This is a genomic window from Limnobaculum allomyrinae, from assembly GCF_016649425.1.
GTDB classification, from domain to species: domain Bacteria; phylum Pseudomonadota; class Gammaproteobacteria; order Enterobacterales; family Enterobacteriaceae; genus Limnobaculum; species Limnobaculum allomyrinae.
The window spans coordinates 577386-590924 of the sequence record NZ_JADRCR010000001.1; the positions used below are offsets into that span (position 1 = coordinate 577386).

Below are 13539 nucleotides of genomic sequence, written 5' to 3' on the forward strand. Positions count from 1 at the left end.
TTTGTCACATATGAGAAACATAATGTGATATTTTTGTGGATTTTATTTCCGTTTGATCGAGATAATCAAAAAAACACTCCAATTTACAACAATAATATTTAGGGAAGTGAACAATGCTTAACCAACGTTATGCCGCCATCGATCAGGGAACGACCGGAACCAGAATCGTAGTTTTTGATGAAAATGGCCGGTCTCACTCCCCCATGAGCATTCCACATAAGCAAATCACCTTAAACAGTGGTTGGGTTGAACACGATCCGGAAGAAATTCTGGCAAACATGATGAAGTGTCTGTCTGGCTGTGAAGTGGTCGATGCTCTTGGGATCTGCCATCAGGGAGAAAGTATTGTCGCCTGGCATGCAGATAGCAAAAAACCACTGTATAACGCCATCATCTGGCAGGACATGCGCACGGAAAAGCGTATTCAACACATGAAAGATCAGGGGCTGGAACCCTTAGTACAACAAAAATCCGGGTTGCCACTCGATCCCTATTTTTCCGCCAGCAAGATGAACTGGATTATTGAGAATATCGTCGGTGTTAAGCAGCTGGCAGATAAAGGAAAGTTGCGTATCGGTACCATGGATGCCTTCTTTCTTGACCGTTTATGTGGCATTTACTGCACTGACTATAATGCCGCATCCCGTACTTCGCTGTTCAATATCCACACCCTCACCTGGGATCCTGAACTATGCGAAATATTCGGCGTTCCTATGCACTGCCTACCGGAAATTCGCGATACGGTAGGTGACTTTGGCAGCATTAATTTGGATGGGCACATTACCCCGGTTACCGCCGTCATTGTCGATCAGTTTGCCGGAACCTATGGCCATGGCTGCCGGAATCAGGGAGATGCAAAAGTCACATTTGGTACCGGTGCTTTCCTGCAATCCTTAACCGGAACGGCTATCGCAGAAACCAAAGGCTCCGGACTGTTACCTACATTATGTTGGAAGTTTCCCGATCAAAAGCCAATTTTTGGTCTGGATGGCGGTGTATATAACGCCGCATCCGCTATCAATTGGGTGAAAAAAATTGGCCTGCTTGACGATTTTGATGAGTTAAGCGACTTCAGCAACGATTCGGCAATATCTCGCGGGCTGGCTTTTGTTCCGGCGTTGTCCGGTCTGGCTTGTCCATACTGGGATCGTTCTGCCGCTGGTCTTTGGGCGGGATTATCGTTGGATATCGAAAGAAAAGATCTTCTGCAATCGGTACTGGAAGGCATCGCGGTGCGATCGGCAGAAGTGATTCTCGCTATGGATAAGCTTTCTCCACTGGGTGACGCCATCTCTGTTGATGGTGGCCTGTCTTCTAACCAATATTTCAAACAGTTCCTCGCCAATCTGATTCAAAAAAACATTGTTGCCCCTGCAAACCGTGAAGTCACGGCACTGGGAGCCGCCATGCTGGCACGAAAAGGATTGGGAATCGAACGCCCTATTAGCTTTAAACAAGATGCCCAAATTACTAAACCAAACCGCAGTTCCATGTCCGGCGTAATGGAAAAGTATCAAGACATTATTGCCCGTTCACGCAACTTACGCAGTTAATAAAATAATAAATTTAAAAGGATATCCCATGGCTGAGTTCGGCAACTATGTTATTTATCTCATCATGGTGGGAACGCTGGTCGGTGCACTGGCCTCCATCATTAAACCAGACAGCGGGCTGGGAAAAGAGTTTGTTAACGGCATACACTCTATCGGCCCGGTATTTCTGGCTCAGGCGGGTATCATGGCCGCGGTACCTTTACTGTCTCAGGCAATATCACATTTGCTGGGACCGGTATTCAGCGCCGTTGGTTCCGATGTTTCTATCGCTGCGCTATCGATTATCGCGGTTGATATGGGCGGCTATCAGTTGGCCGATGCCTTAACCGCTAATCGCGATATGTGGATTACCGCCATGCTGATTGGTTACACATCCGGGGCAACCATTGTGTATTTGATTCCGGTGGGGCTAACCATGCTTAATCGTCAGGATCATAAATATCTGGCATTAGGTGCTATGGCGGGGCTGATCAGTATTCCATTTGGCGTCTTAGCTTCTCTGTTACTGATTACTTTTAACAATATTCCGGTACGCGATGTTATCTCCACTAACTCTCCGGCACTACATCATCTGACGCTGGATTTCATCACGATGTTGCAATATCTGGCGCCGCTGTTTGTATTTTGTTTCCTGCTGGCTGCCGGTCTGAAGTATCGCCCTCAACTGATGGTGGCTGGCTTTCTGGTGTTCGGCAAAATTATGGATGCCTTTATCAAACTGGTTCTGGCCTGTTCCATCATCGAACACTTCACTGGGGTATTTGCGAGAGTGTTTGGCGCGTGGGGATTTGACCCGTTGTTTGCCGATCAGAAAGAGCTGTTCAGAGCCATCGAAATCGCCGGCTATATCGGCATCATGCTGGCAGGTACCTTCCCTATCTGTTATCTGTTCCAGAAGTACTGCAAACGTATGGTTGGCGCATTGAGCAAAGTACTGAAGTTAACCGATACCGGCGCACTGGCGTTCATTATGGTGTTAGCCAATATCATTGCCACTTACCATTTATTTATTAATATGCGTGCCCGTGACAAAGTATTGTGCGTAGCTTTTGGCGTATGCGCTCAGGCAACCATTGGGGATCATCTGGCCTTTACTGCTAACTTCCAGCCAACACTGGTCATTCCAATTCTGCTAGGTAAATTGGTCGGTGGTTTCCTGGCAGTGATGATCGCCATTAAAATCTCTGTTCCTGCGGCTGAACGTTTCCAACAGGAAGACGATGAGCAAGAAAAAGCCGGACAAACCGTACCGGGAGCGACACCTCAGGCGGTTATGGGCTAAAAGCCACATTCATTCCACATAAATAAAAAGCCGGGGTAATCCCGGCTTTTTAACGACCGATACACAAATCCATATCACATCACGGCTTCACTTCCGCACTGACCGGCCTTGGAATTAAAAACGAAACCAATAGCGCCAGAACGGTGATGGCTAATCCCACAGTAATTCCATTGAAATACCCCACAGGTGAGCTGGCACCCTCTGGTGTAGTCATAATTTGCACCGCTGGCAGCAGCGCAAAACTCAGTCCTGCACCCAGGTTAAATGCACCTGCGTTCATTCCCGGCAGGTAACCGGGGTTATCTTTAGGAGATAACACAATCCCTAATCCATTAAGCATAATATTGGCGATCCCCGCATAGGTCATGCCTATCAGCAAGACGGCGGCAATCAGTACCGGTAAGGAGTGCAGGCCAATAAACATCATTAACAGAATCGCCACAATGCTTCCTGACAGACCAATGCGCAGTACATTGTTATAACCAAAAGTTGGAGCCAGTCGACCAGAGAAAGGCCCGACTAACCAGCCAATCAGTGCATAAGGCGTCAGAAATGCTAATGCGGCAGTATCTGCACCTAACGAAAAACCCACAGACTGGTTTTGAGCAAAGGACATAACCAAACCGTTTACGATAGCAAAAATCCCTGTCATGGTCAGAATGGTGGTTAGCAACAGTGCCCAGGTACTACGCTGCTTAAGATAGAATGTCGTTACCAGCGGGTGCTGGCTGCGGTTTTCAACCTGCCAAAAAGAGATAAACATCACCACAGAGAAAATCACCAAACCAATCACCAGCGGCCAGTTTACTGCGGCGATATTTCCTGCCTGTCCTAATGCTATCAGCATTGACGCTAAAGAAAGCACCAGTAAGACAACGCCAGGCCAATCCATTTTGGTTCCTGCTGAAGGACGGGATTCGGGTGCCCATTTAATCACCAGCAAGGTAGAAATCGCTGCAACCGCAGTAATCACCCAGAATACCGAGCGAAAACCAAAGTTAGCCGCCAGTACACCACCGGCGATGGCATCAATACCCGCGATGCCACCATTTACCGCAGTAACAATTCCCATCATGGTGCCATAAACTTTCGGATCGGATATTTCATGGCGCAACATCAATAAACATAATGGAACTACCGGGCCGGAAACGCCCTGAATAATTCGGGCTACGTACAGCGTTTCAATATTAGGTGCTAAGGCGGCTAAAATAGTCCCTGCGGTCATAATCACCAGCATCCAGACTAATACTTTTTTACGTCCCTCAATGTCACTCAGTCGAGGCAAGAACAGCGAAAACAGTGCCGCTGAAGTGAAAAAAGCGGTCTGAGATAATGAAACCGCCGCCTCATCAGAATGTAATTCCTCAGCAATAGTGACCAACACCGGGCCTAGCATACTGGCATTCAGCTGAAAGGCGATACAGGCTGCCAGCAACGCTGTCATCAGTACCGTTACACTTACCGTTGAAGATCCAGAAGAGGTATTGGTCATATTTTTACCTCACCGATACGCTCAAGGGCATCTACCACCAAATCCCAAAAACGCTGATGATCAAGCTTTACGGCGACCTGAGTATGGCAATCTGCCGGAGGCGGTGAGCGGAAATCAGCAACCGTCATTCCCAGCGTTAAGGTTCCTGTCAGTTCAATATCAACCGGTACTTTTTGAGTGGTCATCACTGAAGGATCAATAACATAAGCAACGGCACAAGGATCGTGTACCGGTGGATAATCAAAACCCTGAGCGCTTTTGTACATGGTGCCAAAAAACTCAAGCAGCTCCAGAACAAATTTAGCCGGATTGGTTCCCACTGCTCTGATTTTTTCTACCACATCAGGGGTTGCCAATGCCTGATGAGTAAGATCCAGCCCCACCATGGTTAATGGCCATTTTTCATTGAAAACGATATGCGCCGCTTCCGGATCAATTTTGATATTAAATTCGGCTACCGCGCTCCAGTTTCCCACATGGTAACCACCGCCCATTAATACCACCTCTTTCACACGCTCAACAATACGTGGTTCAAGACGGGCAGCTAATGCAATGTTGGTTAAACCTGCGGTTGGAACAATGGTTACCGTCTTGGGTGGGTGAGACATAATGGTTTCAATGATTAAATCTACCGCATGGCGAGAATCCACTTCAAATGCCGGTTCAGGTAGTACCGGGCCATCAAGACCAGAGTCACCATGAATATCAGGAGCAATTTCTACCTGACGAATCAGAGGTCGGGCCGAACCCGCAGCAAAAGGAACACCGGTAATATTGGCAATCCGCGCCACCGCCAGCGCATTGCGGGTTACTTTCTCTAATGTCTGATTACCGACGACTGTCGTCACCGCCAGTAATTCAATATTGGGGTTACCGTGAGCCAGTAACATAGCGATTGCGTCATCATGACCGGGATCGCAATCCAGAATGATTTTTTTTACCATGTTGTTAATACTCCTGAATTGAACGTGTGATTAAAAATCGGCATTTAACGAGAGCCGATGCATGACTTGTTGATGAGTCGGCATATTTGAAGCCCCCTCCCGTTCCACCGCCAAAGAGGCAAAAGCCGTGGCATATTTCACCGCCCACCCCAGATTCTGTCCTGAAGCAATGGCCGCGGTTAGTGCGCCGGTAAAAGCGTCACCCGCACCGGTGGTATCTACCGCAACGGCGGGTAATGCGGGAATATGTTGAAATTGACTGTTTTCATAGAGCAGCGCCCCATTGCTTCCCAGTGTAATGATTACCGTCTGAACCCCTTTATGGGCGATTTCACGGGCAGCATTCTGCGCACTGGTCATATCCGTCACTTCAATACCCGAGAACAATGAAGCTTCCGTTTCATTAGGGGTAATAATATTAGCTAATTCAATGAACTGTAATATTTCGTGCGAGTAGGGTGCCGGGTTAAGGATGATTTTGACCCCAAGTGCATTGGCCAGCCTCATTACATTGAATGTGGCATCAAAATTATTTTCCAACTGAACCAGTAATACGTCAGATTTTTTTAGTTGCTCACTAATAGCAATAATTTCGCTTTCAGTAATGGTTTTATTGGCTCCCGGATAGATAGCAATCATATTTTCCCCATCCTGTTGAGAAACATAGATAACCGCATTGCCGGTACTCGCTTCATCCGACTGATAAAGAGTAAAAGAATGAATTGCCGAATCACTTAAATGGCGGTAAGCAAACTGACTAAACTGATCTTTGCCTGTTTTACAGACAAAATGTACTTTTGCACCGGCATTACTGGCTGCCATCGCCTGATTGGCACCTTTGCCTCCGGGGCCAAGGGTACTGTTAATTGCCATCAGCGATTCACCGCCTTTAGGGAAACGTTCTACTTTTGCCACAATATCAACGTTAAAAGAACCTAAGATACAAACGTTACCCTGAACCGTTTGGCTGTTGCTCAACAATGAAGTCCGTTTTTTCTTTTTGCCAATTTTTTTAAGTAACGAGGCAATATCCATATCAGGTGATGGGGTAATAAGATCCGATTGCAGCGTTTTCCGTAACACCTGAGCGCCACCGTGGCAGCGCAACAACAAGCTTTTTTGAGCTAATACTCTTAAATCGTAACGTATCGTCTCTTTAGAAACAGAGAACATCAAGGCCAACTGATTTACCGTTGCCCGTTCGTTTTTATCTAAAAAAGTCAGAATTCTCTCTCTTCTTTCTTCTAAAAACATGTTCCCTCCTCTGTACCAGAGTAATAGTAGTTAATGATAAAAACACAGAGGGTGATTACAGTCATACACTCAAGTCCAAATCAGAAGCAAACGGAAGTAAACAGAAGCTCATTTAATTGCAATTGATTGATAAATAGGTGATTATTAATTATAAAATGCGTGTTATACGATATCATCAAAAGTGTGAATTATTTAATTTTTAATCGTATTGAAGAAGGCTGGCAGGGATGATGTCTAATAGCATCCACATTATCCGACACAAAATGGCACTAATGTGTAAATTGGGTTACTCTCTGGCTTTCTATAACCTCTGGCATTATGGTTTTGAACCTATCGCAGTGCTGACAGGAACAATGCATGGATATCGTAAAGTACCCCTACAAAATAAATCGATTGTTTATTTTAATGGGTATCGGTTTTTTCGGCTGGTTAGCCTGGTTTTCATATAATCAAATCAATAACACCGAGCAGTGGTTAGTTGTTGGGCAATCCGCCTCAGTGACAGCTGAACAGGCGCGGTACCTGCTTTCTGCTACCGCACTGATTTTTGCTCTACTGACATTGATGGCGTTTATCATATTGCTTAATAGCTTTTCTGAGCGGCAGAACGTTATCTTTACTTCTGATTCCGTCAATTACCCTAAAGGTCATGTCAGGCCAAAAGTGATTACCATCATGTATGGTGATATACGTGAACTGGAACGGGTTAATGCACAACATAATGAGGCATTAGAAATTACCACCAGTCATGGTAAGTACCGTATTTTGAAAAGCATGCTAAAGAATCAGCAGACCTTTAACGAAGTGTGTGAACGGTTACAGCAAATGGCTGCCCCTTTCATTACCGTGGTTTAACCACTAAAAATAAAAACGATCGGTCATCAATAGGGTAATCCTTGTGATGAACGATCGTTTGTGGCACTGTCGCTTTGGCTATTTTTTATTCATTAAATCGCGCAAATTAGCAAACGGGTTATGGGTCGCCAGTCCCTGATCCTGTTGAGCATCTTCCCCGGCAACCACCGTTGAACCATAGATATCCGCTTCGGTATACTTTGAGTGTTCATGGTCGTGGCAAAACAGACACAACATTTCCCAATTGCTGCCATCTTCCGGATTATTAGAGTGATCGTGATCGATGTGATGCACTGTCAGCTCTCTTAAGTTGGAATAGACAAACTCGCGGGAACATCTGCCGCAAACCCAGGGAAACAGCTTCAACGCTTTTTCACGGTAGCCATTCTCAAGTTTGGCGTAGTTCTTTGGTATATAGGCCATATGAAACCTTCAGATTAAAAAATCAAAACCTTGTCTGCCTGATATCTTATAGTTAAACCCCTCACCTTCACAAACAGAAAAAGCAGCCAGTATGGAAACCATCAACGAGTTACGGCAAAGGGTTTAACATCATGATATGAGCTCCAGACAATGAGTCACTCCAATGTTCTCAACAAAATGCCGGTCATGACTGACAACCACCAACGTTCCATTATAACCCGCTATCGCCTGTTCAAACATTTGTCTGGCCTGTAAATCTAAGTGATTGTCCGGTTCATCCAACAACAGTACAGAAGCCGGTTGTGAACCACTGGTTATTGCCAGTAATGCCAGTCTGACCCGCTGCCCTCCGCTAAGCGAACCTGCCAGCTTAAACACGCTATCTCGCCGAAAACCAATATTGGCTAACTGAGTCCGGTATTCACTTTCTGTCAGGCCTGATGCCAGATAACGCAGGTTATCCAAAACCGATAGTGAATCCTGAAGCAGTGACTGATGCTGGTCGAAATAAGCAATACGGCCCTGCATTTTCACTGTACCCGATTGAGGTATTATCTCCCCTGCCAGAATTTTCAATAACGTTGATTTGCCACAACCATTATGTCCCTGTAACCAATAGCGTTCGCCGGGGAAGATGGTTTGAGTTATCTCCCCCTGATAGCCATAAGGCATGATCAACTTATCCATCTGAACAGCATAACGACTCTTTTTGCTCTGGGTATCAATGACCATATTTAACGCTTTAGGCTGTTGTAGCTTTTGTTGCATATCGGCAATGGTGGTTTGCGTCTGCTCAATTTTACGATCCGCATGGCGTAAGCTTGAAGATCGACGCATCTCCGCACTGTTTTTCATTTTATCCAGCAGTAACAGACATTGGCTGCCGCTATCGCGTAACTTTTTACCGCTTTTAGCACGCCTTTCCGCCCGTTCAATGCTGTTTTGTTGCGCAATACGCAAAGTTTTAAGCTGTTCCTTCTGATGAGCTAACTGCCGCAATTGTGCCGAGTGCTGCTCCTGTTTTTGTTGCTGGTATAGACTGTAGTTTCCCCCATAACTTCGCAAGTTACCTTCCGACAGTTCATGAATCTGCGGTATCTGTTCCAATAAATCGCGATCGTGGCTAATTAACAGTAAATTTCCTGCATAGCGTTCAATTTCCTGTTGGAGCCAGCGACGGCCAGCTAAATCAAGGTGGTTGCCCGGCTCATCAAGAATCAACCAGTCATGATCGCCGGTAAATAGCGCCTGTAACATTAATCTGGTTTGCTCTCCACCGCTCAGGGAGGCAACCAGCCGTTGTGGATCGGCGGTGATATTAATATCAGCTAATTGCTGCCTTAATTGCTCCTCCAGTAGCCAGTTATCTTCAGATAACAGTAAATCTTCCGGACTAAAATAACCGGAGAACACTCGACGAAGCGCAGCTAAACAGGTGCCATGGCCTAAAAAATCAGCAATCGTCACTCTCTCAAAATCATACCGTTGAGTTAAAAAACCTGGGGATGTTGGCCCAATCAGCGTTCCGGCATCGGGTAAATACTGTCTGCAAATCAGTGCCGCCAGCACCGATTTACCACTGCCGTTGTCACCCACGATAGCGTGCTTACCCGGCAGGAAACTATGGCTTAATTGTTGAAAGATCACCCTGTCACTGCTGAACTGAAAATGCAGTTGGTGAAGAGAAATTGCGGTCATTTATCACCTCAAAAATCAATATGGCGATAAGACAGAGCATCAATATGCTAAAAAACGATGAGCAAAAAGAAGATGGTGATGTTTGCGCATATATAACCCTGCCTCAAAAAAGATGGATATCTGTTATCGGCAATTCAGGGTTATTTATTCATTTCGGCGCAAACTCCAGTCAGACAGGTGTGTTTACTTTAGCAAATTGTCTTTTGGTTATACAAGCGAATAACTAAAACGCCAATTAGCCTGATGGATCATTCTTATTATCTGTCTTCAGGCAATGGTCACATTATTGGATATTCAGTTCTTATAAAGGGTATTACTTAAAGTAACCAATCCATTCATCTGAATAACAAAAAACATACAATAGATTATCTTATTAAATCAATAATACTCGCCACATTGAACCATCCTACAGGCCTTGTCACATCTGGCTTTCATCAATTTATTTATGATAAAATTTTACTGTGCGGCGACTAATTATTGCCAAACGGGTTTAAGTGCTATAAGGTACGCCCCCTGCGTTCACCCCAGCGGATGAAAAGCGTGTGGCTTTTCAACGTTTCATTGAGCTCTCTTTTATCAGACATTATTTCTGATGTCGCTTTGATTTAAGGGTTTCACTGAAAATGAGCGCAACATCGATTATTTCAGGTGCAGTGCTATATCAACTATATATAGGCTGCATTGGTCAGGGCTTTTGGGAAGGGCTTGGAAAATAATGCAACACAATGCGGTACGTATGACAAGAGTATTAACCACCCCTGCGTTAGTATTCTTTGGATTGGCCTATATGGTTCCTTTAGGTATCTTCACCACTTATGGTCAAGTTACTGTACTCAGCGAAGGCCATCTGCCTGTCGCTTATGTTATCACCTTAGCAGCCGTTCTTTTTACAGCACTCAGCTACTGTCGAATGACCAGCGCCCTGCCTCTTTCAGGTTCTGCCTACTCTTATGTCCAAAAAACATTTGGCGGCAATCTTGGCTTTTTAGTGGGCTGGACACAGCTACTCGACTATCTGTTTCTGCCAATCATCAACTACATGGCGATTGGTATCTATTTGCATGCTGAATTTCCGGCGATTCCAATGTGGGCGATTATTTGCACCACTATATTTATCGTGACTTCGTTAAATATATTAGGAATTAAACTGGTTAGCTCAATGAATATGCTAATTATCATCATGCAATTAGCTTTTATTGCGCTGTTCCTTTATCTCTGTTTCCAGACGCCAATTGATTTTGATATCGAAACCCTAATGGCGCCAATTACTATAGTACAGGGGCAGACATCCGGATTATTCGCTGGCGCAGCCATACTCTGTCTGGCTTTTCTGGGTTTTGATGCCATTTCAACCATGGCAGAAGAGACTAAAGATGCCAAACGCGCCCTACCGCGCGCCATCATGTACACCGTATTTATTGCCGGAGTGATGTTTATCATCATCTCTTACTGTTCTCATTTGGTGTATCCGGCATGGCAGGATTTTCTGCCTGACACCGATACCGCAACGCTGGCGGTGATGCGTAAAGTTGGTGGTGCGCTGCTGGCCTCTGCATTCACCTTTGCTTATGTCATCGGCGTATTTGCTTCCGCCATGACCTCTCAGGCCAGTATTGTGCGAATTTTCTATGCCATGGGACGTGAAGGTGTGGTACCTAAATCGGTATTTGCCTACATTCACCCACGGCTGAAAACCCCGGTATTGTCGATTATCTTTGTTGGCGTGACTTCTTTGTTCGCTCTGGTGCTGTCACTCAATATGGTGGTGTCAATGATCAGCTTTGGCGCACTGATTGCCTTTACCTTCGTTAACCTGACGGTAATTAAGCATTTCGTTATTGACAGCAAAACGCCTCACAGTGCCATGAAGCTATTTACCTATTTGATTCTGCCATCCATTGGTGTTCTGTTAACCCTGTGGCTATGGACTAGCCTGGACGGCTATGCCCTCACCGTTGGTCTGATTTGGTTATCGATTGGTGCTATTTATCTGGCATTTATTACCCGAGGCTTCAGTAAAACGCCTCCGGCAATCTCCTCTGAAGAGGTTGACCTGATAATCGGCTAACGTTACTCATCAATGAGTTTCAGGTGCCGCCTGAGCGGGGAGAATTCAATTCTCCCCGCTTTGTTATTTTAGCCGCCCTCTTTTGCTCTCTTGCTAATCCCTCAACCAGAGATAGCAAGTGCAACAGTGGGAATTAAACATTGGTTGAAGCTGTTAATTGCGCCAACCCGTAACATTTTTTAATCAACAATTGGATGATTGATGATGAGTAATACCGTAGCCGACGTCATTTATTTTAATGGATATATCTACACTGCAGATGCTCAAAACAGCATCGTTGATGCTATTGCGATTGCAGGTGGCAGAGTTCTGGCCTGTGGCGATATTCAACAGCTTCAAGGCTATGTCGGTGCAAACACTGAGCAAATCGATCTGCAGGGAAAAATGATGATGCCAGGCATTATCGATGGTCATATGCACCCATTCTGGGGGGGTGAGCAGCTATCTGGCTGTCATTTGAACTATGAGTCTCTGACTATCGAACAAATTTTGCAACGCGTACAGCTGCATCTGGATAAAGATGTATTGAAAGGTGAAAACGACTGGTTAAAAGTGACCGCATGGCTGCGTCAGGGCATGATTCCAGCCGGCACTGATATGTATCGTTCCGATATGGATCGTCTGAATACTCAACGCCCGGTGATCCTGTTCTCTAACGATTGCCACACCATGTTGGCTAACAGTCGTGCTCTGGAGCTGTTCGGTATTGATAAAAATGCACCTGAACCCAGTGATGGCAAGATTGGTAAATATCCAAATGGTGAACTGAACGGCATACTGGAAGATGCGCCGGCAATGCGGGCAGTTGACAGTATTCCGTCTCTGACGGCTGAACAGGCGGTAAAAGTGGCGGCGCTGGTGCAAAACGCCCTTAACGCTCAGGGTGTCACCGCGGTGATGGACGCTCGGGTTTCCGCCAAACAGCTGGATGCCTTTAGCGAACTGCAAAAGCAAGGTCAACTTACCGTGCGTTTTCAGGCTGCCCGTGAGATCACGCCAGATGATGCCCATAGTGTAGAAGCCGTTGCCGGAGCGGTAGAAAAAGCCGTTGAGTTTGCAAACCGCTACCACCAGGCTGAATGGCAACCAGAACCGGGAATCGGCTTACGTAATATCAAGATGTTTGTTGACGGCGTATTGCAGCCACCAACCATGACCGCCTCTCTGTTGGAGCCTTATACCATTAATAAAGGCACCGAAGCTCAACCAGACTGGCAGGTTACCGATCGCTATGGTGACCTCTATTTTACCCCTGAAATTCTTGATGAACTGATGGAGAAGATTGCTGCCGCAGGTTTTGATCCTCATCTGCATACCGTGGGTGAAGGCGCTGTCTCCATTGCTTTAGATGCCATTGAAAAAATGCGAGTAGCCCATCCTGATAAGGATATTCGCCCGGGGCTGGCCCATAACGAACTGGTTAATGCCAAAGACTATGCCCGTTTTGCCCGTCTGGGAGCCATTGCCTGCCTCTCTTTCCAATGGGCAGCCCCAACGCCAGAACTCATCATTGCAGAACGCCATATGTTGGGAGAACAGCGTTTTCAGGAGCTGGAGCCTATCGCTAAATTTATCGATGCCGGCGCCGTTGTCGCTTTTGGTAGCGACTGGCCTATTGATGGTCTGGATGAATGGTACGACCTGAAGGTCGCAGCCACCCGTCAGGGACGTACTGTGGATGGTGTCACACCACCGAGACTGGACAATGATCGCAATCTAACCGTTACTGAAGTACTGCGTGCAGCAACTATCGACTCAGCTTATGCTCAACATCGTGAAGATGTTATCGGTTCGCTGGAAGTCGGTAAATTTGCCGATATGATTGTTCTGGACCGAAATGTGTTCAATATTCCCGCGGAAGATATCGAAAACGTAAAAGTACTGCGTACGGTTGTTGGTGGGAAGACGGTATATCGCGCCGGGCTGGTATAAAAGATTGATATTAGCCTCTAAGCGGTAGATAAAAAAAC

General features: G+C 45.9%; 11 protein-coding genes. 6 read left to right on the top strand and 5 right to left on the bottom strand.

From position 1 onward, the window contains the following. The first annotated feature begins 113 nt into the window (after positions 1–113). Both I2494_RS02655 and eutH read left to right on the top strand, forming a co-directional pair. Positions 114–1553 (top strand): FGGY family carbohydrate kinase, encoded by a 1440-nt coding sequence (locus I2494_RS02655; RefSeq protein ID WP_218465542.1) that lies wholly within the window; start codon positions 114–116, stop codon positions 1551–1553. A gap of 28 nt (positions 1554–1581) precedes the next feature. Then, the gene (gene eutH / locus I2494_RS02660; RefSeq protein WP_218465541.1) at positions 1582–2835 is read left to right on the top strand and encodes an ethanolamine utilization protein EutH; all 1254 of its coding nucleotides are present in this window, start codon (positions 1582–1584) and stop codon (positions 2833–2835) included. 79 nt (positions 2836–2914) lie between these two features. Here the strand turns inward: eutH and uriT are convergent, their stop codons facing one another. Genes uriT through rbsK form a run of 3 tightly spaced genes read right to left on the bottom strand, consistent with a single transcriptional unit; the run spans position 2915 to position 6525 of the window. Continuing rightward, positions 2915–4327: a uridine transporter UriT gene (gene uriT, locus I2494_RS02665; RefSeq protein WP_218465540.1), complete on the bottom strand. Its 1413-nt coding sequence runs from the start codon at positions 4325–4327 to the stop codon at positions 2915–2917. Beyond that, on the bottom strand, positions 4324–5271 hold the full coding sequence (gene uriH, locus I2494_RS02670) for a uridine-preferring nucleoside hydrolase UriH (RefSeq protein WP_218465539.1): 948 nt from the start codon (positions 5269–5271) through the stop codon (positions 4324–4326). Before uriH ends, uriT begins: the two co-directional genes overlap by 4 nt. 30 nt (positions 5272–5301) lie before the next feature. Further along, positions 5302–6525: a ribokinase gene (rbsK, locus tag I2494_RS02675; RefSeq protein WP_218465538.1), complete on the bottom strand. Its 1224-nt coding sequence runs from the start codon at positions 6523–6525 to the stop codon at positions 5302–5304. Positions 6526–6882: 357 nt separating this feature from the next. Here rbsK and I2494_RS02680 point away from each other — a divergent pair, with 357 nt between their 5' ends. Further along, positions 6883–7380: a hypothetical protein gene (locus I2494_RS02680; RefSeq protein ID WP_218465537.1), complete on the top strand. Its 498-nt coding sequence runs from the start codon at positions 6883–6885 to the stop codon at positions 7378–7380. Between the two features lie 78 nt (positions 7381–7458). On the opposite strand, the gene yajD is transcribed toward I2494_RS02680, so the two are convergent. Next, complete coding sequence (gene yajD / locus I2494_RS02685; RefSeq protein ID WP_140917913.1) at positions 7459–7803, bottom strand: HNH nuclease YajD; 345 nt, start codon at positions 7801–7803, stop codon at positions 7459–7461. A gap of 129 nt (positions 7804–7932) precedes the next feature. Then, positions 7933–9501 (bottom strand): ABC-F family ATP-binding cassette domain-containing protein, encoded by a 1569-nt coding sequence (locus I2494_RS02690; RefSeq protein ID WP_218465536.1) that lies wholly within the window; start codon positions 9499–9501, stop codon positions 7933–7935. A 44-nt stretch (positions 9502–9545) separates the two neighbouring features. On the opposite strand from I2494_RS02690, the gene I2494_RS02695 reads away from it, so the two are divergent. The 3 genes from I2494_RS02695 (at position 9546) to I2494_RS02705 (ending at position 13501) form a co-directional block, all read left to right on the top strand. After that, the gene (locus I2494_RS02695) at positions 9546–9728 is read left to right on the top strand and encodes a hypothetical protein (RefSeq protein WP_218465535.1); all 183 of its coding nucleotides are present in this window, start codon (positions 9546–9548) and stop codon (positions 9726–9728) included. A gap of 488 nt (positions 9729–10216) precedes the next feature. Then, entirely contained in the window at positions 10217–11569 is a 1353-nt protein-coding gene (locus I2494_RS02700) for an APC family permease (protein WP_218465534.1), read from the top strand. Between the two features lie 204 nt (positions 11570–11773). Next, a complete protein-coding gene (locus I2494_RS02705) occupies positions 11774–13501 on the top strand; it encodes an amidohydrolase (RefSeq protein ID WP_218466006.1) in 1728 nt (575 codons plus the stop codon). Positions 13502–13539 lie beyond the last annotated feature (38 nt).